The 22724-nt window shown below is 39.0% G+C and carries 19 protein-coding genes; 11 read left to right on the forward strand and 8 right to left on the reverse strand.

Going from position 1 to position 22724, the window contains the following annotated elements; translation table 11 throughout:
• Positions 1-277: 277 nt before the first annotated feature.
• From AC1M9B_RS08020 to AC1M9B_RS08035, 4 genes are all read left to right on the forward strand, one after another.
• A complete protein-coding gene (locus AC1M9B_RS08020; RefSeq protein ID WP_481608922.1) occupies positions 278-1528 on the forward strand; it encodes an esterase-like activity of phytase family protein in 1251 nt (416 codons plus the stop codon).
• 372 nt (positions 1529-1900) lie between these two features.
• Positions 1901-3250 carry an aromatic acid/H+ symport family MFS transporter gene (locus tag AC1M9B_RS08025; RefSeq protein WP_092767403.1) on the forward strand — a complete coding sequence of 450 codons (1350 nt, stop codon included), beginning with the start codon at positions 1901-1903 and terminating at the stop codon, positions 3248-3250.
• A 97-nt stretch (positions 3251-3347) separates the two neighbouring features.
• Entirely contained in the window at positions 3348-4004 is a 657-nt protein-coding gene (locus AC1M9B_RS08030; protein ID WP_481608923.1) for a hypothetical protein, read from the forward strand.
• Positions 4005-4041: 37 nt separating this feature from the next.
• Positions 4042-4353 carry an ankyrin repeat domain-containing protein gene (locus AC1M9B_RS08035; protein WP_481608924.1) on the forward strand — a complete coding sequence of 104 codons (312 nt, stop codon included), beginning with the start codon at positions 4042-4044 and terminating at the stop codon, positions 4351-4353.
• A gap of 40 nt (positions 4354-4393) precedes the next feature.
• Here the strand turns inward: AC1M9B_RS08035 and AC1M9B_RS08040 are convergent, their stop codons facing one another.
• Together AC1M9B_RS08040 and AC1M9B_RS08045 are read right to left on the reverse strand one after the other, a co-directional pair.
• Positions 4394-4936 carry a type 1 glutamine amidotransferase domain-containing protein gene (locus AC1M9B_RS08040; protein ID WP_481597428.1) on the reverse strand — a complete coding sequence of 181 codons (543 nt, stop codon included), beginning with the start codon at positions 4934-4936 and terminating at the stop codon, positions 4394-4396.
• A 489-nt stretch (positions 4937-5425) separates the two neighbouring features.
• The gene (locus AC1M9B_RS08045; RefSeq protein ID WP_481608925.1) at positions 5426-6451 is read right to left on the reverse strand and encodes an alpha/beta hydrolase; all 1026 of its coding nucleotides are present in this window, start codon (positions 6449-6451) and stop codon (positions 5426-5428) included.
• Positions 6452-6777: 326 nt separating this feature from the next.
• Between AC1M9B_RS08045 and AC1M9B_RS08050 the strand changes: the two genes are divergently transcribed.
• Both AC1M9B_RS08050 and AC1M9B_RS08055 read left to right on the forward strand, forming a co-directional pair.
• Positions 6778-9174, forward strand: coding sequence for a YgiQ family radical SAM protein (locus AC1M9B_RS08050; RefSeq protein ID WP_035268131.1), 2397 nt, complete (start codon positions 6778-6780; stop codon positions 9172-9174).
• Positions 9175-9601: 427 nt separating this feature from the next.
• Positions 9602-10147, forward strand: a complete 546-nt coding sequence (locus AC1M9B_RS08055) for a DUF2726 domain-containing protein (RefSeq protein ID WP_092767397.1) — start codon at positions 9602-9604, stop codon at positions 10145-10147.
• Between the two features lie 43 nt (positions 10148-10190).
• Here the strand turns inward: AC1M9B_RS08055 and AC1M9B_RS08060 are convergent, their stop codons facing one another.
• The 5 genes from AC1M9B_RS08060 to mdtD form a co-directional block, all read right to left on the reverse strand.
• A complete protein-coding gene (locus AC1M9B_RS08060) occupies positions 10191-10544 on the reverse strand; it encodes a RidA family protein (protein WP_481591509.1) in 354 nt (117 codons plus the stop codon).
• A 364-nt stretch (positions 10545-10908) separates the two neighbouring features.
• Positions 10909-11970 carry a DNA polymerase IV gene (gene dinB / locus AC1M9B_RS08065; protein WP_035268128.1) on the reverse strand — a complete coding sequence of 354 codons (1062 nt, stop codon included), beginning with the start codon at positions 11968-11970 and terminating at the stop codon, positions 10909-10911.
• Between the two features lie 42 nt (positions 11971-12012).
• Entirely contained in the window at positions 12013-13023 is a 1011-nt protein-coding gene (locus AC1M9B_RS08070) for an MBL fold metallo-hydrolase (RefSeq protein WP_481608926.1), read from the reverse strand.
• 99 nt (positions 13024-13122) lie between these two features.
• Positions 13123-13887 (reverse strand): glycoside hydrolase family 25 protein, encoded by a 765-nt coding sequence (locus AC1M9B_RS08075; protein ID WP_481608927.1) that lies wholly within the window; start codon positions 13885-13887, stop codon positions 13123-13125.
• Between the two features lie 88 nt (positions 13888-13975).
• Positions 13976-15367: a multidrug transporter subunit MdtD gene (mdtD, locus tag AC1M9B_RS08080; protein ID WP_481607888.1), complete on the reverse strand. Its 1392-nt coding sequence runs from the start codon at positions 15365-15367 to the stop codon at positions 13976-13978.
• A gap of 164 nt (positions 15368-15531) precedes the next feature.
• Between mdtD and AC1M9B_RS08085 the strand changes: the two genes are divergently transcribed.
• The gene (locus AC1M9B_RS08085) at positions 15532-17373 is read left to right on the forward strand and encodes a choice-of-anchor I family protein (protein ID WP_481608928.1); all 1842 of its coding nucleotides are present in this window, start codon (positions 15532-15534) and stop codon (positions 17371-17373) included.
• Positions 17374-17462: 89 nt separating this feature from the next.
• On the opposite strand, the gene AC1M9B_RS08090 is transcribed toward AC1M9B_RS08085, so the two are convergent.
• Positions 17463-18089, reverse strand: coding sequence for an LOG family protein (locus AC1M9B_RS08090; protein ID WP_481591504.1), 627 nt, complete (start codon positions 18087-18089; stop codon positions 17463-17465).
• 349 nt (positions 18090-18438) lie between these two features.
• Between AC1M9B_RS08090 and AC1M9B_RS08095 the strand changes: the two genes are divergently transcribed.
• From AC1M9B_RS08095 to niaP, 4 genes are all read left to right on the forward strand, one after another.
• Positions 18439-20025, forward strand: a complete 1587-nt coding sequence (locus AC1M9B_RS08095) for a TerC family protein (protein WP_481608929.1) — start codon at positions 18439-18441, stop codon at positions 20023-20025.
• Positions 20026-20080: 55 nt separating this feature from the next.
• Positions 20081-20548 (forward strand): YchJ family protein, encoded by a 468-nt coding sequence (locus tag AC1M9B_RS08100; protein ID WP_481589185.1) that lies wholly within the window; start codon positions 20081-20083, stop codon positions 20546-20548.
• 61 nt (positions 20549-20609) lie between these two features.
• Complete coding sequence (locus AC1M9B_RS08105; RefSeq protein ID WP_035268119.1) at positions 20610-21254, forward strand: trimeric intracellular cation channel family protein; 645 nt, start codon at positions 20610-20612, stop codon at positions 21252-21254.
• A 143-nt stretch (positions 21255-21397) separates the two neighbouring features.
• The gene (gene niaP / locus AC1M9B_RS08110; RefSeq protein ID WP_481608930.1) at positions 21398-22717 is read left to right on the forward strand and encodes a niacin transporter NiaP; all 1320 of its coding nucleotides are present in this window, start codon (positions 21398-21400) and stop codon (positions 22715-22717) included.
• The last annotated feature ends 7 nt before the right edge of the window (positions 22718-22724 follow it).

A 22724-nucleotide genomic window follows, 5' to 3' on the forward strand; every position in this document is an offset into this window, starting at 1 on the left:
GATGGTAGTGTGGGGTTACCCATGTGAGAGTAAGTCATCGCCAGCTCATTATTCTAAACACCCCCTTCAATACAAGGGGGTGTTTTTTTATATATATAAATTGAAAAAAAGATATAAAAATAAAGGGAAATGGATCATATAACTTACTGATAAAGATTTTTATATAGTGAGGAACTAATAATATAAGCCTTCATCAAATCTTCATTGATCTGTCAGAGGAATGACACCATCATGCCGTTTAATCATGAGTCCTTAATTAAGTGATACATATGGATTTATGAACAAGACACTTTTAAGCACAGTGCTATTGTCATTTTTAGCCCTTAGCGGTTGTAATGATTCTGATGATAAGATCACCTCAGATCAACAAAATCAGATAAAGGAACCCACACTTGCTTCATTTGCAAAGCTTGATGTGGCTACCTATGCCGATGGACCAGATTCAGGACTTTATGTGAAAGGTGCAAACGGTATTTATCCGCCATTTAAAGGTCAGCCAGTTCAAGGATTTTCTGGGGCATTAAAAAATGCTGATGAAACGTATCTTGTAATGTCTGATAATGGATTTGGGGCACAAGATAACTCAGCAGACTATCTATTGCGCCTTTATAATATTTCAGTAGATTTTAGAACTGCTAAGACCAACTCAAATAACGTTAAAGTACTGTCTCATATACAGCTTCGTGATCCGAATAAGTTAGTACCGTTCAAAATTGTCAATGAGAGTACGCCAGAACGCCTTTTAACAGGTGCTGATTTTGATCCGGAATCTATACAGCGTGATAAAAATGGTGATATTTGGATCGGAGATGAATTCGGTCCATTTTTACTGCATTTTAGTGCTGATGGTGTCTTAAAGAGTGCTCCGATTGCATTGCCTCATCCTGAAAAAGAAGGAGAAGAGCTTCGATCTCCACAAAATCAACTTCATCAAAGTGCGGCTGAAATAGAAAATGCGCTCGTGCAAAGAAGTGGTGGATTTGAAGGCATGGCTATTTCTCCAGATGGTCAATATTTATATCCAATGCTGGAAAAACCATTAAGCAAGAATGCGCAAAGACATTTATTAATTTCAAAATTTGATATTTCTAAAAAAGCATATACAAATGACCATTACTATTTTGAGCTCGACCCTAAAGCAACAGCAATTGGTGATTTCCAGTTATTTACTCAAAATGAAGGTATTGTAATTGAGCGTGATGATACTGAAAATAATATTGGTGGTTTTAAGAAATTAGTTCGAATACAACTGAATGAACCGAAGCAGTTGGTTAATAAGATGGACTTGGTCAATTTAATGGATATTGCGAATCCAAATTTATTGTATGGTACGCCACGTGAGGGCGATATTATGACGGGTGAGCGTTTCGGTTTTCCATTCTTTACCATTGAAGATATTGTGATTGAAGGACCTGATTTAATCACAGTGTTGAATGACAATAATTTTCCAGGTTCAAGTGGACGTAATGCAAAACTTGCAGATGATAATGAAATTATTCAGATTAAATTAGACAAAAAGTTATATTAATTGTTCAAGGCCTCATAGATTTTGATCTATGAGGTTTTTTATTAAATTAAGTGAAAAATATAATAATGAAATAAGTACTTTAATAAATTCGTATTTGAGCGAGATATCATCATTACTCACCAATAAAATGATGGAAACACTGATTTTCATAAGTCAAACTAACTTTGGTCTAATGTGATATTTAGATAAAAAGCCTAATTTTGATTGGATTTTAGACTAACGTTCAATTTTTATTAACACAGAATTATGTGAAATTTACCTCACAGACTTTAAGCACACGATTTTGATGCGTCGCTCACAACAATTAAATTCAAAGTTGGTTGGATCGTGCTTAAAGATTATTGAAATACGATCTCTCACAGGAGGTGAGGAATGTCACAGCAAGCAATGAACGTCAATAAAATTATTGACCATGCTAAATTCACACCATTTCACTTCAATGTTGTCGCTTGGTGTTTACTCATTATCCTGTTTGATGGTTATGACTTAGCAATTAATGGCGTAGTTTTACCATTATTGATGGATGAATGGGGTTTAAGTGCTGTTCAAGCAGGCATGCTCGCAAGTACTGCACTTGCAGGGATGATGTTTGGCGCAATGATTTTTGGTTCTTTAGCAGATAAGATTGGCCGTAAAAAAGTCATTATGATCTGTATTATTTTATTCAGTGGATTAACCTTTGCGGGTGGTTTTGCATCCAATCCAACTGAGTTCGGTATTTTGCGTTTCTTGGCAGGTTTAGGGATTGGTGGTGTTATGCCAAACCTTGTGGCTTTGACCTCAGAATATGCACCTCAAAAAATGCGTAGCACCTTGGTAACCACTATGTTTAGTGGTTATGCGGTAGGTGGTGTGATGGCTGCATTATTAGGTTCATGGTTTACACCAAGTTTTGGTTGGGAAATCATGTTCTTTATCGCAGGTATTCCATTACTTTTACTTCCAATTATTTGGAAATTCTTACCTGAATCTTTAACTTTCATCGTAAAAGAAAATCGTCAGGAAGAAGCTCGTCAAATCGTGGCGAAGATTGAACCTAAAGTAAAAGTTGAGAAAGATACAACTTTCGAGCTGGATCAAGTAGATGAGCCTGAATCGGCAACTGTTGTCAGCTTGTTCCGTCGTGGTCGCGCTGTAAATACATTGTTGTTCTGGGTTGCATTCTTTACATGCTTATTAACCATGTACGCTCTCAGCAGCTGGTTACCGAAATTGATGATGGCTGCGGGCTACTCAATGGATAATAGCTTAATGTTCATGATGGTCATGAATGTTGGTGCGGTAGTGGGGATCGTTGGCGGTGGTATCTTGGCAGACCGTTACCATTTAAAACCAGTATTGATGTTCTTAGGTTTAATGGGTGCGATTGTGATGAGCTTAATGGGCTTCCAGTCGAATATGCTGTTACTTTACATCTTGGTGTTCTTGGCAGGTGCTGCATCGATTGGTTCACAGATGTTGTTATATAGCTACGTAGCTCAGTACTATCCATTGGCAGTTCGTTCAACAGGGATTGGCTGGTCATCTGCGATTGGTCGTATGGGAGCAATTGTAGGTCCAATCTTGATTGGTGGCTTACTAGGGATGAACTTACCAGCGCATTTTAACTTTATGGCAGTAGGATTACCTGTATTGATTACCGCAATTGCAGTGGCTCTGATTATGAATGAAAGTGAATCTGAAAAGATTGGTTCAAGTCAGCCAAGTATTGCAAAAGCTTAAATAATTGAATGATTTAAAAGCCTCCGTAAGGGGGCTTTTTCATTGAATAAATAGTAAACATATTGTATTAATAGTGTAGTTTAATACGAGTTGGTTGATGATGAATCAAACTAAATATGATGATAAAAATTATAGAGTTCTGTTAGATAAACGTTGGTCTCTGGAAGATTTCAATAAATTTTCAAGATTGTATCTACAAAATTATTCTTTTATATATTGTCTTGAAAAAAATCACGATAACTATCGAGCTTCTACACTAATTTCTGAATTGAACGATTATAAGCTCCGAGATGGTCTAACATACGTAAATGTTTACAATTTGTTTTATCGGCATATTCCAAAACATTCACATCCTAAAGTAAGGGCAATTTCATATGCTTCTCCAGGTTATATAGAATTAATTTTAAATTATGAGGTTGCAATTCAAGTAGCTGTAGGTATTGGTATTTTCTTGAAAGGATTAGTTACAACAGCTGAGACCTATAATAAATTACATGACATTTATTTAGATTTAGCTCGAAAGAGAAAGGAAAAAGAAAATCATCTTTTAAAATTGGATGGTGAAAAAGTTAAAATAGTAATGGAACTTAATGAAAAATTAGCAGAAGGTCTTGGTTATACAAGTCTACAAGATATGTATGATAAAGTAGGTAATGAAGAAGAGGTAGCTAAACTATTGATGGCACATTATCGAAGAATGAAGGGATTAGCAACTTTTGTAGAAAAAGGCAAATTAATCTTTCCTGAAAAGTAGATATAATTCTAAATCATCATCAGACAATTTTAATATTATGAAACTTAACTCATTCTCCCCAATCCCTGACGATGATAGCGAACTTCATCTTCCTGAACTCATCTATTGGGCTTCATTAGGCGAAATCACAGAAGTTGAAACAGTTTTAAACAAAGGAGCTGATGTAAACCAAATTGATGATGAAGGTTATAGCGCACTTCAAGCAGCCGCAGAGAATGGGTACTTTGATGTAGTACAACTGCTAGTCGCAAAAGGTGCAAATGTTGCTTACAAAGGTCAATTTACGGCCTTAGAACTTGCTGAAATGGCAGGCGAGCAAGAAATCGTAGATTACTTAAAAAGTCTGTAAAACATGCAAAATAAAACCCCAAAAAAGGGGTTTTAATCGTTTAAGACTGCGTCAATTCTTTATAAATGGCTTCATTAAATGCAGGAATATCATCAGGACAACGTGAAGTAATGAGCGGCCAACCGCCAGTATTACAACGATGCACCTCTTCATCGACCCATTTACCGCCTGCATTTTCTAAATCAATTTTTACTGACTTATAAGACGTCAGATTTTTATCTTTGATACGTTGCGCATCAATTAATGTCCAAGGCGCATGACAAATAGCTGCGATTGGTTTTTGATGGTCAGCAAAAATTTGAATCAATTTTTGAACCTGTGGATGAATTCGCAAGTTATCCGCATTCACCGTTCCCCCAGGAATAATCAGGATGTCATAGTCATTTGCGATGACTTCATCGAAGCTTAAATCAGGTTGAACTTGATCAGAAGGCTCTTGATCCCCAACCACAGTCTGAACAGATTTCTTTTCTTCAGCAGCATGATAGGTTTCAATCCCTTTTGATTTTAAAAATGCTAAGGGTTTGATTAATTCATCTTTTTCAACACCAAAATTTGCAGTAATAAATAAAGCTTTTGCCATGTTCACATCCTCAATCTTTAAAATTTTGTATGCAAGCCGTTTGCACTAGGCTATTCCGTATTGTAGGAACAGCATAAGTTGCTTGCACTTTGGAAATTACAGTCAGAGTTGTTGCGTGACACACTTTAAAACTAACAAATGGAATGCATGAAAGTGTTGTGAAAGCGAAAAAGCATGATGAATAATTGTTTTACAAGCGTGACAACGTGTAGTGTGCTTAAAAAATTCTACGTCTAAGAAAAAGAAAAGCCCATCTTCCTGATGGGCTTTTCTTCGTATCGGCTGCTTTTAGGTATAACTCCTGTCGTACCTCACGTCCTGATGCTCAAACTTATTATTGTTGTTTTTTGTTTGGGAAACTTCCTGTTTCCTGATGGTTTAAGAATAGTGCAGTGTCGTTGATATGCATAGCCGACAATGGAAGAGATGATTGTAGGAAAATGCTTACAAAACAATCTAAGTGATTCATTTATCGTTCAATAGATCAATTTAGCGTTGTAAATTTTCACGAATGAATTGATCACTGTATTTTACCAGCTGATCTAATGCAGGTTGCTCAACAGGGTAGTGCCCGCCATTTTGTAAACTCATCACACGATAAGGTACTTTCAACTGTTTCAAAACAGGTTGGCTCAATTTTAAAGGAGTCCATTGATCCTGTTCAGGTTGAGTCAGTAACACAGGTGCTTGATTAAACTGAGTCAAAGGATATGGTTTTTGGTAATGCATATAGCTGTTTAAAAATTCCACGCTCATGCTATTACCTGCAGATGTTTTGTCTGCCAACATGATGCGTAAGGCTTCAGGGTCATTGGTGAGTTTTGACATCTTTGAAACCAAGGACATAGGTAAGGTGATTTGCTTCAAAGGAGTATGCGCTACTGCTTTCATACTTGGCAAAAGAATAGGGCTTAGAGCACTAAAACGCATAGTTCCTTTTTGAACGTCTTTAAATTCTTGATCGAGAAACGTCATTCCGATGATGCCATCGACATGTTGATTCTGCATGGCCACATGTAGCGTGAGCATTCCACCTGCTGAGAGTCCATAAAGGAAAATAGGACGATCATCTTTTTGCGCTTGTTCGTTCACAAAATCATTGACCAATTTCACCCAATGATCATAACGAATTTCTTTTTTTGAAGGATATTGTGTCAGACCATAACCGGGTAAATCCAATGCGAAGGTTTCATACCCTTTTTGGGCAAGTGGACGCCCAAGAATTAAACTCATCTGACGACCATTTGTACCTACGCCATGTAATAAAATGACTTTGGCTGGCGCTTTAGTATTGGGATAAGCATCGACATGTACACGGTAATTATTCCAACTCCAGTAGTACTCATGTGGTTTGTTTTGGTCGTTGATACGAAATTTCGAAGGGAGCCTTTGTTGTAATTGTTGCCAAGCTGCTTGTTGCTGGTAAGACTGTGGAATTTTAGATTGAGTCCAAGCCAAATTAGAAAGTAATAAAGCCATCATAGTGGCAACGGTTGTGAGTATTATTTTGAGCACGATTAAACGCCTTTCATTTTTTTCAAACACTATAAAAATGAAAAGCAACTTTGTTTATTACCCAAATCATCAGTCGTAAAGGAATTGAGTCAATTGCTAAGCTCAAGTTGCTGAAATTAAATGCATATTATTTTTTGTTTAGATTTGGTTGTATGTTAAATGTACAGAAACAGGTCTTAGGTCATCAGTGATGAATAGAAAATTTAAGCAGTTGTATTTGATTGTTTTTTAATCAAGCAAGTTGAGTTGAATTCATGGTAAAATGATCGGCTTTCATCTTTGATCTAATTTTTGATCTTCCATCTGCCAGCCGAGAATTGCTAGCCATGTCTACTGCTTATACCGCTCAGACTGCGCCAAAAGCGTTGTTTGATTACGACAAATATTGGGCGTCTTGTTTTGAACCCGCGCCTTTTTTGCCGATGTCACGCGAGGAAATGGACCAACTCGGTTGGGATAGTTGTGACTTTATTTTTGTTTGTGGTGATGCTTATATCGATCATCCATCATTTGTAACCGGTATCATTGGCCGTGTGCTTGAAGCGCAAGGTTTCCGTGTTGGTATTATTGCCCAACCAGACTGGACGAATGTTGAAGCATTCCGTGTACTTGGTAAACCAAATATTGCTTGGGGCGTATCGGCAGGTAACATGGACTCTATGATCAACCGTTATACGGCTGACCGTAAGATCCGTTCAGATGATGCTTATTCTCCAGATAACCAACCGAATAAACGTCCTGACCGTGCAGCAACAGTCTATTGTCAACGTTGTCGTGAAGCGTTCCCTGATGTTCCTGTTCTGCTAGGCGGTATCGAAGGTTCATTACGTCGTATCGCGCATTATGACTATTGGTCTGACAAAGTTCGTCGTTCTATTTTAATGGATTCAAAAGCCGATCTATTGATGTATGGTAATGGTGAACGCTCAATCATTGAAGTGATGCACCGTCTAGCCAAAGGCGAAAAAATTACAGACATTACTGATGTTCGTGGTACTGCATTTATTATTAATAAGCATAACCGTGCAGCGAAAGCTAAATTTGTTGAGATCGCATCAAATGATGTCGATACCATAGGCCGTGTTGATCCAATCATCAATCCATATGTGATGACCGAAGATATTGATGGCTGTGAAATTGAGAAAGACAAAGGCAACAGCTTAACGCAGTATCAGAATTTCCAAAAAGAAGTGGTCAGCAATCCGATTGTTCGTGAAGGCGACAATTTGGATGCAGATACGCAAATCGTGCAGTTACAGCCATCATCTAAGGCGATTAAACATAAATTGCCACCACGTGAATTGGCTGTGATTCGTCTGCCTTCTTTTGAAGAAGTTGCCAATGATCCAGTGCTTTATGCCCATGCAAACCGTATTTTGCATCTAGAAACCAATCCAGGGAATGCGCGCGCACTCGTGCAGAAGCATGGTGAGCGTGATGTCTGGATTAATCCACCGCCAATCCCACTAACCACAGAAGAAATGGATTATGTGTTCGACTTGCCTTATGCACGTCTACCACATCCATCTTATGGCGATGCGCGTTTCCCAGCGTTTGACATGATCAAGTTCTCTGTGAACATCATGCGTGGTTGTTTTGGTGGTTGTACCTTCTGTTCGATTACGGAGCATGAAGGTCGAATTATTCAAAACCGTTCTGAAGAGTCGATCTTACGTGAAGTTGAAAAGATTCGTGATACGGCGCCGGGCTTTACAGGTATTATTTCGGACTTAGGTGGTCCGACAGCCAATATGTATCGTTTGGCATGTAAAGATCCAGAAATTGAAAAGAACTGTCGTAAGCCATCGTGCGTGTTCCCAGGTGTTTGTCAAAACTTGCATACTGATCACGCACCTCTTACGCAGTTATATCGTAAAGCTCGTGCTTTACCAGGTATTAAAAAGATTTTGATCGGTTCGGGTCTACGTTATGACCTTGCAGTATTGAACCCTGAATATGTCAAAGAATTAGTCACGCATCATGTCGGTGGCTACTTAAAGATTGCACCTGAACATACCGAAAAAGGCCCTCTCAATAAAATGATGAAGCCGGGTATTGGGACGTATGACCGCTTTAAGCAAATGTTTGATCGTTTTAGTAAAGAAGCAGGTAAGGAACAATATCTTATTCCTTACTTTATTGCGGCGCATCCGGGTACAACCGATTACGACATGATGAACCTTGCAATTTGGTTGAAAAAGAATGGTTTCCGTGCTGACCAAGTACAAACCTTCTATCCATCACCAATGGCAACTGCGACCACCATGTACTACACCGGTAAAAATCCGCTTGCGAAAGTGGCACGTTATACTGAAGATGTCGACATTGTAAAAGGTGAAAAACGCCGCCGTTTACATAAAGCTTTCTTACGTTACCATGATCCAAATAACTGGCCTTTACTGCGTGAAGCTTTGAAAGAAATGGGTCGTCAGGACTTAATTGGTAATTCTAAGCAACATTTGATTCCGACGTATCAGCCTCAGGGCACGGATGGTCAATATCAATCTGCACGTAAGAAAAATTCAACTGTTGCAGGTGATTCACAAAAACGTACGGGTCAAACCGCTAATCGTGGTCAATCACAAGGACAAAATAATCGTCCGAAGAAAGGCCAAATCTTGACACAGCACACTGGTTTGCCACCACGTGAGACTGGAGATCGCAAAAAACCTTTTGGCGAGGGGAAACCTAAGGGTAAATCCAAACCCAAGTCTCGTGCATAAATGATAATTTCTTTCAAAAGGACGCTGCGGCGTCCTTTTTTGAACATTTTCTATACAATATTTTCGATGATGCTCATTTATCGGAATATTGGGCTTGATTTGGGTAAGTCTCTTTTTTATTTTAAAATAATCATTTAAATTAGTAGTTTAGTGAGGTTTTGAGTTTTTCATTTCAGGTGATATTGTGTTATCTTCAAATGAAATTTTCATCATTGTCCAACAATTATGCAATAGTGTGATGTGGTTCATGTTTTAAACTATAGCCAATAAGTGCAGAACATGTTTAATATAAGCTTGGTCTGAAGCGCTTTTCACTTGGACTATGCGATGTATAACATCAGCATAATGAAACAATAATAAAAGTTGTGTTTTTTGAAGTAGTTTAAAAAAGAAATTAACGATAAGAATTCAAATAAGGATACTAGTCATGGATATCATGATCATCGCGAGTGTGATCATACTCGCTGTGGTGTTGTTCATTGCTTATAAAGGATTAAAGCATCAACAACCCTCTGATAGCATGCTCCGTCAAAGAGCAGTGTTTAGCCCCTATCAGCAAGTAACTTTCAATCGTCTTAAAGAAATCATGCCAAATGCGCATATTTTGGCACATGTCTCTTTTGACGCCTTACTGACCACAAAGTTACCGCGTACACGCCGTAAATATGAGTCAATGTTTGCCGATTTTGTGGTGATGAATAAGGATTGTAAAGTTCTTGCCATTGTCAGTTTAGAAGATAAATTTTCATTCAAACGTGGACATACTTTACAGTTTCAAAATGCATTACTTGAAACCGCGGGATACAAAGTGATCTCTTACCATGCTGTCCCAGAATATGTGCAGTTAAGACGTGATTTTTTGGATGAATACACTGAGGATATGCCAATTGAATGGGGAGATGAATCCGTGATTGAGCATAAATTAGAAAAGTATAGTGCTGGGCGATTGGCAGATATTCGCGCATTTAGCTAATCATCTTTGAAATAAAAAAGCATGCTCAGGCATGCTTTTTTTATCAAGGTTTCGCGGCAATTACCGTTAGCTCAACAAGAACATCGGGATGATACAGTTTAGCCTCTACGCATGTACGCGGTAGAGCTTGAATATCAGAAACCCATGCATCCCAAACTTCATTGAATGCTGCATAATCTTTGTCAATATCTTTTAGATAAATTGTCACAGACATGATATGGCTTTTATCTGTACCTGCTTCAGCCAATAAACGGTCAATAATGTCAAAGGTTTGTTGTGACTGTCCACGAATGTCGAGAGACGTATCTTCTGCTAACTGACCTGCCAGATGAACGAAGTGACCAAAAATAGCAACCTCAGAAAAACGTTTTTGAACGTGTAAACGTTGAACAGACATAAAGCTCATCCCTTATAGATATAAATATAGATTATGAAATGCCGTATAGGATTTAGAAAGTATAGGGTAAGTGGAACTATGAATTCGGTTTAATTGCTGTATCTCTGAAAGTTTATTTTTATGGGAGGAGATCAGAAATATTTGGAGGAAAAAGACATTGTACCCATTCAAATTAGAGTGCCCTGTAATATTCGGATGGATTGTCACGCCAATCACAGGACAAATGTGTTAGATATAGGTCTTCTAACAACATCTCAGCAGACACATGGGTAAATGTATTGCGCGATTAGATTACTCTAAAAAGGAAAAAAAGGCGAAAAAAATTGACTTAATTTTGTTCTTTTGCATGAAAACTAGACGAAATTTACAATCCGAATAAATTGAGTTGCGTATCTTGTTGTTTTTCTGAAAGTTGATACACCCCAACACCAATGAGTCTAAACTGATATTCATCAGGAATATTCATTTCCATTAACAATAATTTGAGTGCCAGTTGCAAATCCTCTATGTGATTGAAAGGTTGTTTAAAGCTTTTAGAGTGTTGTAAAACTTGAAAATTTTTAAGTTTGAGTTTGACGCTGATACCTCTAGCGATCATTTCCTTGTTTTGAAGATTTTGCCAAACACGAGAAAGCAGTGAAGTCCAAAATTGATCACATTGGTTTAAAAAAAGATCTTCATCAAACGTGGTTTCTTTAGAAATTTGCTGTCTTTGGCGTTCGCTTTGAACAGGTCGCTCATCGATCCCTTGAGCATAGAGAAATAATTGTTTGCCATATTTTCCGAAATGATGAGTGAGAAAGTTTTCTTCGACTTGCTGTAAATCCCCAAGTTTTTCGAGTTGCAAAGCTTTTAATTTTTCCTGTGTGACCTTTCCTACACCAGGGATTTTTTTGAGTGGAAGATCATAGATAAACTGTTGCACCTGATTGGGTTTGATCACACAAATGCCATTCGGTTTATTCCAATCAGATGCAATTTTGGCTAAAAACTTATTTGGTGCAACGCCTGCTGAGGCGGTCAATCCAGTAAGCTGAAATATTTCATCACGAATATGCATCGCAACTTCAGTAGCGCTTGGGATCTGCTGTAAATTTTCAGTGACATCCAGATATGCTTCATCCAGCGATAAGGGTTCGATGATGCTGGTATGTTTTTGAAATATCTCATGAATTTGGGCTGATACATGTTGGTATTTAGAAAAATTTGGCTCAATGACGATCACTTGTGGGCAAAGTTTTTTGGCTTGTGTCATCGACATGGCCGAACGTAAGCCATACTCACGAGCTGGGTATGATGCTGCTGCAACGACGGCCCGTGGGTGATGAGATGCAATGACCACAGGTAAGTGTTGTAATTCTGGACGCTCTCTAAGCTCCACAGAAGCGTAAAAAGCATCCATATCGATATGAATTATCTTTCGCAAAATGTTCAATCAATCATGAGATGCCTTAATTTTAACCCATAATTAAGGCATCGTTGAGCTGATTATTGGGTATGCGTAAGGCTCCGTCAGTAAAGTCACCTTTCGACCTTGATGCTGTGCATGATCAATCACGAGTTGTAGGCTTTTCGGAGAATGATCTGCTATTCGTGGTAGAAACTCTAAAGGCTGTGAAAGTGGTTTAAAGAAATTGTCCCAATGAATTGGAATGACTTCTTTCGGTTGTAACTGATCAATGGTTTCAGCGAGATACTGTTGTTGAAACTCGGGTGATTGTTTTGAAAGCTGAGCAATTCCTAAAAACAAGACATCTACATTTAACTTTTGAAATTGATTAGGAAGCGCACCTGTGCTGGCTTTAACTAAAATTTTGTGATTATTGTGCTCAATCAAGTAGTCAAAGCTACCGCCTTCTTTAAACTCATAAAAACGTGCTGGCTGAGGCAGTGGATGCAGAATCTCTTCACCTAAATCATTGTTCACTGCTGTAGGTGGCGTATGTTGTGAGGGAATAGGCGTAATACGAAATGCACCCAATTGTAGTGCTTGAAAAGGCACTGCCAGTTTCAATTGATGCTCAGGCACTTTGCCGCCTCGTGCTATATTTATTGTACTCAACGAACCAATGATGTGAGTTTTTGGGAGTGAACTTCCGAGCACTGAGATATCCAAAGCATGATCATAGTGACTGTGGGTCACCAATATGGCTTTGAGGCGTTTAAGCTCATGGTCCTGAATCATATTGTGAAGCAGTGCTTGATCACTGGAGAGGCGTTGTAAAGCAATGTTCATGAGAGATGGTCGACTAAAAAAACCATCAATTAGAATTTGTGAATTACCATCATCAAATAGCAATGTGGAAACGCCAAAAAAGCGAACATTTAATTTTTGTTCACTGACGGGTTGGTCTATTTTAGCCTTCCATTGATTAAATTCGGAGAGCTTTCCTGATGGTTGCCATAAATAAAAAAACGCAGCCATGAGCGTGACAGCCAAAAGACCAACCACTGTTAAAATCCCTTTTTTAAGCGACATCATGTCATCCTTATAAAGCGTAACTCGCTTGCTTGAGCCCAGTTGCACTCTATTTTTTTGTTAGATCTCTTTAGTTGTAACGTACTGACTCCTTAAGATTTATGGCTCAATTTGATTTAATTTTAGAAATTTTATCCAGTCGTTTTGATCGCCATTAAATACATTCAAATCCACTGGTGTAGAAATACCCTTAATTTTACCTTTATTAGTGTATTGCCAAAAGATCCAATCTGGATTGTCTTTTAATTCAGGTTGAAAGTTGTATTCACGTACCCAGAGTGGGGTATTCGTAAAAGCACCCGCAAGTACGATGTTATAGAAGGCTTTAGAAACATAAAAGATAGGTTGTTTGCCATAATGTTGATGCAGCAAATCATGCATAACATCGATTTCATATAACAGTTGTTCTTTGCTATAGGTATTGATGCAATTGCTGTCGTATTCCAAATCAATGACTGGAGGAAGGGCATCTTCTTTACGTGGCACAGAATCAATGAAATTTAATGCCTGAACTTTACCATCACGGCAAAGTCGATAGAAATGATACGCTCCGACTTTAAAACCATGCTCGCGTGCTTTGAGCCAATGATCCTGAAATTTTCGATCTTTAAAGTCGCCACCTTCTGTCGCTTTGAGGTAGACAAATTGATATTCCTTTTTGGGAATTTGTGACCAGCGAATTTCTTTTTGATGATGTGAGACATCAAATCCTTTGATTGGATATTCTTGAGCTGTTGCTGGTTGAAACGGCAAAAAGAAAAAGCTCAATAATCCGACCATGAGTGCGATCAGGGCTGCACCTAAAAGGGAAGTCCACAAGATAATCTTTTGCGAATAGATATGCTGCTTATTTTTTGAATTCATGAGCACTTAAAGTTTGGTGCAAAATATAATTAATATCATAACGCGAATAAACGTAAATGGTAGTGACAGTATCTAGAATCCATATCCATTAGTCATCATCCATTTCTTTCGGAATTTTCCAAAAAATAAAGATGGTAATAATGTTAATTGAGCCCATTAAAATTAAGGTCCATTGGAAGGCCTGTTGCATTTGTGCAGTACCAAGATAAGCGGTGAATACATTGACCAGTGTACCTGCAAGCGCTACACCAATACTCATAGATACCATCATAATCATCGAGAGAAAACTGTTACCACTACTAGCATCTTGTTGAGGCAAATCCTTTAAGGTTAGCGTATTCATAGAAACAAATTGCAGTGAGTTCAACATACCAAAAATGAAGAAATGCAATGTTCTTAACCATAAAGGTGTTTCGGCTGAGGTGAGGGCAAAACTTGCAATACATAAGCCAATAAGGCAGGTATTGACTAATAACACCCGACGATACCCAAATCGTTGAATAATTTGGCGAATGATCGGTTTGGATGCCAGTGAACCCAATACCGTTGGAATCATAAGTAAACCGGTAATAAATGGTTCAAAACCAAAAGCAACTTGTAGCATTAAGGGGATAAGAAAAGGCATCGCATTGCCGCCTAAGCGGGCAAAAAAGTTGCCTACAATACCAATCGCGAAAATTTGATTTTTGAATAGTTTCCCACGAAATAGAGCATTTTGGTGGGTATGGGCATGCACCATGTACCAAGCACTTGCAGATAAACCAAACACAATAAGAACAATACTCCACCATAGTGGAAGATAGGGGCTAGCAAAATTTTCAATCCCTAAACTTAAGCCAACCATCGCGATGACTAATAACAAGAAGCCAAAAAAATCAAATTTAGCAACATGGGTCTCGGTCACATTTGGCATGGCTTTAAATGTGAGAAAAACTCCAATGAGTCCAATAGGAATATTAATTAAGAAAATCCACTCCCAAGTCACGTACTCCACCAGCCATCCGCCAAGAGTAGGACCGATTAAGGGGCCAATCAGACCTGCAAGACTCATCAGAGACATGGCTGCAAGGAATTGCGTTCTAGGAATGATTTTCAACATTGCAAGACGCCCAACTGGAAGCAGTAAAGCACCTCCAATCCCTTGAATCACTCGGAAAAATAAAAGCTCATTTAAATTAGAAGAAAATGCACATCCGAGCGATGCCAAAGTGAAAATGATAATTGCAGAAAAATAAACATTTCGGACACCAAATCGGTCAGCCAGCCAACCACTGAGTGGAATACAAGCTGCGACTGACAATACATAAGCCACCACGACACTATGCATGTGTAGAGGATCTTCATTGAGGTGATGAGCGATTGCAGGAATCGCAGTATTGATGATAGTTGTGTCTAGACCTTGCATAAAAAAGCCGATCGAGACCAAAAACACCAATAATCTAAACTCAGGCTGTAAGGGTTGGTGTGCTGTGCTGCTCATCTTGTAGGATCATATTAGTAAGTTAATATTTTAAAACAGTTTCTCAGTATCACTTGTGGTTTATATACGAAGGATTTGCAACAAAATTGCAATCTGATGGTCACAGCATTGTCATCGCATGGTCATAGAGTTGTTGCCAACAACATCATAAGAAGATTAAAAAAATGAAGCTAAAGTCTAACGCACTTGTGATCGCAATGTGTGCATTGGGGCTAGGGGCATGTAATGATGACACTAACAATATCACATCAGTACCAAATATTACGCCTGAATCGATTGAACTCAACTATCTCAGTCGTACAGAAAGTCGTGGTTTTGCGGTCAGCGCAGCAGAGATACCTGCCTATGATGCACAAAGCCAAAGATTGTTTGTTGTAAACGCAAAAGAAGGCGTGGTTGATATTTTTGATTATCGCCAACCTCAGCAACCTAAATGGATTGGCTCTTTAGATGCTAAATCATATTTAACAGACTCAGAAGTAAATAGTGTTGCTGTAAAAAATGGAATTGTTGCCTTAGCTGTACAAGCCAAAGATAAAACAGATCCAGGAATCGTGGCACTTTTTAATGCCAATGATTCGAGCTTTATTGCCCAAGTTCCAGTGGGTTCTCTACCCGATATGCTGACCTTTAGTGCAGATGGTAAAACCTTATTGGTGGCGAATGAAGGAGAGCCATCTCATGATTATGCGATTGATCCCGAAGGTTCGATTTCAATCATTGATCTCTCAAATTTGAACAAACCAGTTGCAAAAACGGCTGACTTCAAAGCCTTTAACAGTCTAGCACAGCTATTACGTGATCAAGGTGTGCGAATTTATGGTCCAAATGCAACAGTAGCGCAAGATTTTGAACCTGAATACATCACACTCAGCGCAGATGGCAAAATTGCATGGATCGCATTACAGGAAAATAATGCCTTAGCTAAGGTGGATGTTTTAAATGCCAAAGTCATGGCTGTTTATCCGCTCGGTTTTAAAGATCATGGCTTACAAGGTCATGGTTTAGATGTCAGTGATGCCGATGGTGAAAATGGTCTTGCGAAGATCAATATTCAAACTTGGCAGCATGTTCGTGGCTTATATATGCCAGATGCGATCTCAAGTTACGAAGTCAATGGTAAAACGTATATTGTCACTGCCAATGAAGGGGATGCTCGTGCTTGGGGTGAAGATGATCCTGAATATTGGGGAGAGAGATTGAAGGATAATCCGAATGCTCAAGGTAATATTAAAAAGGGTTTTGTTGAAGAATGGCGTGCGAAGCATCTATTCCATAAAGATGGTTTCGACAGACGGCAAGGTGAAGATCTGCCACCACAATTAAGAGCACTGGCGAAAGGTGCTGAATTGAATCCTCTGCATTTTGCATATTGTGGAGCGATCGATGGCGATGCTAAAGGATGCCGTGAAGACAAGATGCTTGGTCGTTTGAATATCACTTGGACTGAAGGTTATCAAAAGAATACTGATGGCACACCTAAACTCAATGCTCGAGGCAATTTAGTTTACGATCATTTATATAGCTTCGGGGCACGATCTGTCAGTATTTGGACAGAAAATGATGCTCAAACAGGATTAGAGCTGGTTTGGGATTCGGGTGATGATTTTGAACAATATATTGCTCAGCACCATCCTGAGATCTTTAATGCAAACCATGAAGAAGCAGGGTTCGATAATCGTAGTGACAATAAGGGACCAGAGCCAGAAGGCGTGGTGATCGGTCAAATCGGCCAGAAAACTTATGCATTTATTGGTTTAGAACGAGTTGGAGGCGTGATGGTATATGACATCTCCAATCCTGCCCAACCCCAATTTGTGCAATATATTCATTCGCGAAAACTTGATGCAACCACTGCCGATATCGAGGAAGGTCAGGCAGGAGACTTAGGTCCTGAAGGATTAACCTTTGTTTCCGCAAAAGAATCTCCAACGGGTACGCCTTTACTGATTGTAGGGAATGAAGTCAGTGGTACTACAGCAACGTATCAAATCACGTTGAAATAGAGCCTGATCGTGTAGATGTATGATAAAAGAGCCATATGGCTCTTTTATTTTTTACCCGTCATGCGTAATGCTTTAAAGTCTTGTCGAATTTAGACCACGAATTGTTCAGGGCATTTCATGTTTGCGATGGCATTGATGATTTGATGTGAATGCTCGCATACGATGATTTTTGCCCGATGTTGAGCAGGTAGAAAACCTTCTTCTACTGCATGATCGAGTTGTGCAATCAAGGCATTATAGAATCCATTGACGTTATAAATAATCATTGGTTTTTGGTGTTGATTTAACTGTCCCCAAGTTGCGATTTCTAAGATTTCTTCAAATGTACCTAAACCTCCCGGGAGCGCAACAAAAGCACTAGCACGTTCAGCCATCATGGCTTTGCGTTCATGCATTGTTCTTACCACGTGAAGTTCTGTTAACTGATTATGGGCAACCTCGTAATCAAGCATAAATTCAGGAATAACACCAACAACTTCACCATTGTTTTCAATGACTGTATCTGCGACTTGTCCCATTAATCCGATACTTGCACCACCATATACAATGCCAAATCCTTGCCTTGCAATTTTTTCAGCCAAAGCAATGGCTTTTTGTTGGTAAATAGGATTATTGCCAAAACGAGAACCACAATAAAGTGCAATAAGGCATTGAGTTGCTTTTGATTTAACTGATGTATCGGTCTCTAAGGTGTTATTAAGAACGCTTGTATTCATATTTATTTACTCACCTTTTTTAAATGAACTTCATCATGCAGTTTAATCTAAGCAAGAAAGGTGACAACTGTATAGATAAATAAGAATTTTTTGAAATATTTTGTAGTTTCATTCCAAAATGATTGATAAAGCCAATCTTGATTCACCGAAAAAATAGTGAATTGCAATAAAATCTTTTCTATACTGAAAATCTGTTCGGCAACCAATACATCAATATGAGTAGTGATCGACATCGCTCAATAGAACAAAATATTATTTATTTTCTAAATTTAAATACTGCATTTATAACTTTGCCTCATCACTTTGGTTTAAATGAATCCCATCTTCCTGAAACGTGGGAGTGTAACTCATGATTTTTGAATGGATGTCTGATCCTTCCGCATGGGTGGGACTCTTAACTTTAATTATTTTAGAAATTGTTCTCGGGATTGATAATCTCGTCTTTATCGCGATTTTGGCGGAAAAACTGCCGCCTGAGCAACGCAATAAAGCCAGAATTTTAGGCTTAACGCTCGCGCTTGGCATGCGCCTAATCCTTTTGGCGTCAATCGCTTGGATTATCACGTTAACGAATCCATTATTCCATATCTTTGATCATCCGTTTTCAGCCCGAGATCTTATTTTGATTTTTGGCGGTATTTTCTTGTTAATGAAGGGAACTTTAGAACTACATGAACGTCTAGAAAGTAAAGTTCATGTTAAAGAAGAAAATCCTGTTCATGCTGCATTTTGGATGGTCATTGTACAGATCGTGGTATTGGATGCAGTGTTCTCACTCGACAGTGTGATTACAGCAGTCGGTATGGTCAAAGATCTTTCGGTCATGATGATCGCCGTAATTATTGCGATAGGAATCATGCTATGGGCCTCTAAAGCCCTCATGGACTTTGTGAATAAGCATCCAACTGTGGTGATTCTGTGTCTATGTTTCTTGATGATGATCGGTTTCTCATTGGTTGTCGAAGGCCTAGGCTTCCACATTCCGAAGGGTTATCTATACGCTGCAATTGGTTTCTCTGTCCTGATTGAGTTTTTAAATCAATTGATGCGCCGTAACCAAGAAAAAACGGTAACAACGACTGATTTACGTTTCAAAACAGCATCTGCCGTCATTCGTATGCTTGGTGGTAAGTCAAAAACGGCAGATGCTCAATCGACAAATACGGATGATGTTTTGGCTACCCAAGCGTTGGTAGAGGAAATGTTCTCGGATGAGAATGCTGTATACCAAAGCGTGATGTTGCAAGGAGTATTAGGTTTATCTGAGCGACCAGTCAAATCATTAATGACCCCACGTCCAGAACTCGAATGGATCGATTTAGATGACGATCCTGAAAGTATTAAACATCAAGTGCTTTCTATGAAACATTCACGTTTGATCGTTGCACATGGCGAGCTAGACAATATTGCTGGGGTGGTGCTCACGCATAACGTTTTGAATGACTATATTGAATCAGGCGATTTTAATTTCGAAAAACACATTCGAGAGCCTGTCATTGTCCATGAAAGCGCTCAAGTCTTAATGGTGATGGATCAATTGCGTCAGGCACCCTTACAAATGGCGATTGTGCTCAATGAATATGGTTCCATTGAGGGTATTGCAACACCGATTGATATTTTAGAAGCGATTGCGGGTGAATTCCCGAACGAAAATGAAATAGAAACTGCAGTTGAAAGCTTAGAGGATGGTTCACTCATGCTCGAGGGTTCAACTGATATTCGTCATATTTCATTATTGCTTGATCGTGATTTAGTTGATGAGTCAGAACAGTATTCTACGCTGTCTGGTTATATCTTATTCCATTTAGGACATTTACCTGAAAATGGAGAAACCTTTGAAGCAGAAGGGTATCTATTTGAGGTGGTTACAATGGATGGTCATAAAATCGAAAAAGTACATATTGTACCCATCGTAAAACAAGACCCATCAGAATGATTTAAACTCAGTTAAAATAGCATCTCATTAGGTGCTATTTTTTATTGGAATATTGATGTCCGAACTCAATTGTCCTTGCGGGCATGGAATTTATACACACTGTTGTGAACCTTTACATCGTGGTCAGCGTGTTGCAGAAAGTGCTGAACAGCTCATGCGTTCTCGCTATAGTGCATTCGCTAAACATGAAATCGACTATATTGTGAGTACCACAGCATCAGGTCAGCAAAGTCATTTAGACATTGCTGCCATTCGGGATTGGGCGATGAGCAATCAGTGGTTAAAATTAGAGGTTATTCAGCATTTACCTCGTCTGGATAAAACCCATGCTCAAGTTGAATTCAAAGCACATTACCAACATGTCGATCAGGTACATGTCCATCATGAAACCTCAAATTTCGTACTCATCAATAGACAGTGGTATTTTTTAGACCCAACGACAGATCAAACTGTGACGATGAAGCAGACTTGTATTTGTGGATCAGGAAAAAAATTTAAGCAATGTTGTGCGCGATTTCTCTAGAATTAATTTTTAATTAACTTAGAATATTGCGCATTAAAAACCCTCATTTGGAAGTAGGGCAATGTTACTCACCGTTATTTATATTATTGCGATTACTGCGGAAGCGATGACAGGCGCCTTGTCTGCAGGTCGACGAAGTATGGATTGGTTTGGTGTCATTATTATTGCCTGTGTGACTGCTTTGGGCGGAGGATCAGTTCGTGATGTTTTGCTAGGGCACTATCCTTTAACTTGGGTGAAACATCCTGAATATCTAGTACTTACATGTTGTGCAGCATTATTTACGATTTTTATCGCAAAATGGATGCGACATCTACGTTCGGTATTCTTACTTCTAGATGCCTTAGGTCTGATAGGTTTTACCATTATTGGTTGTCAAATTGCGATTCAAATGGAACAGGGTTTCGTGGTTTGTGCAGTGGCAGGTGTATTGACAGGCGTTTCAGGGGGTATTTTACGAGATATCTTATGTAACGATGTGCCTTTAGTCTTCCGTCGCGAACTTTATGCCAGTATTTCTTTTGTTGCGGTCATTTTCTATTGGGGCTGTATCGAAGTCGGTTTTTCACAAGATATCACCATTATTTCTACTCTTGTTTTTGGTTTCACATTGCGTTGTATCGCAATTTACTTTGGCCTTGAAATGCCAAAATTTATTTATAAAGATGATGATGAACAGTCGGCGTCATCTAAAGATGTAAATTAAACTTTTTACACTCATCTTTCAAAATGGCCGATAATGTGATCGGTCATTTTTATATGGTTCTTTAGAAAATAAAAATAAGCAGTGTTGAGAAAACAGCGATTGTCATTGGTTGTATTTAAATCACTCCTCACAGAGAGCATGCTATGGATTTAATCTCACGAATACAGCGTTTACCTATTGGTAAATTTCACTACACCTTGTTGTGGGTGATTGGATTAGGCTGGATGTTTGATGCAATGGATACTGGACTAATTTCCTTTATCTTGGCGAAGATGGCTGAAGACTGGCAAATGACGCCTGCTGAAAAAGGTTGGGTTGTATCCATCGGCTTTGTGGGAATGGCGATAGGTGCAGTATTCTCTGGTGGACTGGCGGATCGAATCGGACGTAAAGCAGTATTTGCTACAACATTGGTCATTTATAGCATCGCAACAGCCCTTTGTGCTTTCGCACCAAATTTAACATGGTTATTAATCTTTAGATTTATTGTGGGTTTAGGCTTAGGCGGACAGTTACCAGTTGCCGTAACTTTAGTGAGTGAATACATTCCAGCCCATGTTCGTGGTCGCTTTATTGTGTTACTTGAAAGCTTCTGGGGGCTAGGCTGGTTATGTGCTGCACTGGTTTCTTATTTCGTCATCCCTAAATTTGATTGGCATGTTGCATTTTTATTGGGTGGTTTGCCTGCACTTTATGTCTTCGTTATTCTAAAAAAAGTTCCGGAATCTATTCCTTACTTGATCAATCGAGGTCGTATTGATGAAGCGCACGCGATTGTGCAAAAAATCGAGCGACAGTGTGGTGTCGAAGTCATCGAAAAAATTGAAGTGAAACCAGTTTCAACACATTCAAATGTCAGTTTTGGTCAGTTATGGTCAACCGGTTTCGCAAAGCGCAGTTTAATGTTGTGGTTAATTTGGTTTGGGATTGTTTATTCGTATTACGGTATTTTCACGTGGTTACCAAGTCTTTTAGTCAAAGAGGGATATACCATTGTGCAGTCTTTTGAATATGTTCTCGGGATGATTTTAGCACAATTGCCAGGTTATATTGTCGCGGCATGGCTCGTCGAAAAGTTAGGGCGTAAAGCGACGCTTTCAGGCTTTATTGCAATGTGTGCAGTATCAGCATATTTCTTTGGGCAGGCTGATACCGTAGCGATGATCATGTTCTGGGGATGCTTGATGTCATTCTTTAATCTTGGTGCATGGGGCGTTTTATATACCTACACGCCTGAACAATATCCTGCAAATATTCGTGCTTTCGGATCAGGATGGGCAGCAGCAATTGGGCGTATTGGTGGGATTGTTGCACCTTTAGTGGTTACCCATATGATGGTGGCTTCAAATGGATTTAGCCAAGTATTTATGATGTTTACCGCTGTATTATTGGCAGTTGCAGCCGTGATCTTGGTGCTCGGTGAGGAAACCAAAGGTAAGACACTTGAGTCTATGGGGATGTAAATCTGTG

The sequence above is a fragment of the Acinetobacter sp. ANC_7513 genome, assembly GCF_056779915.1.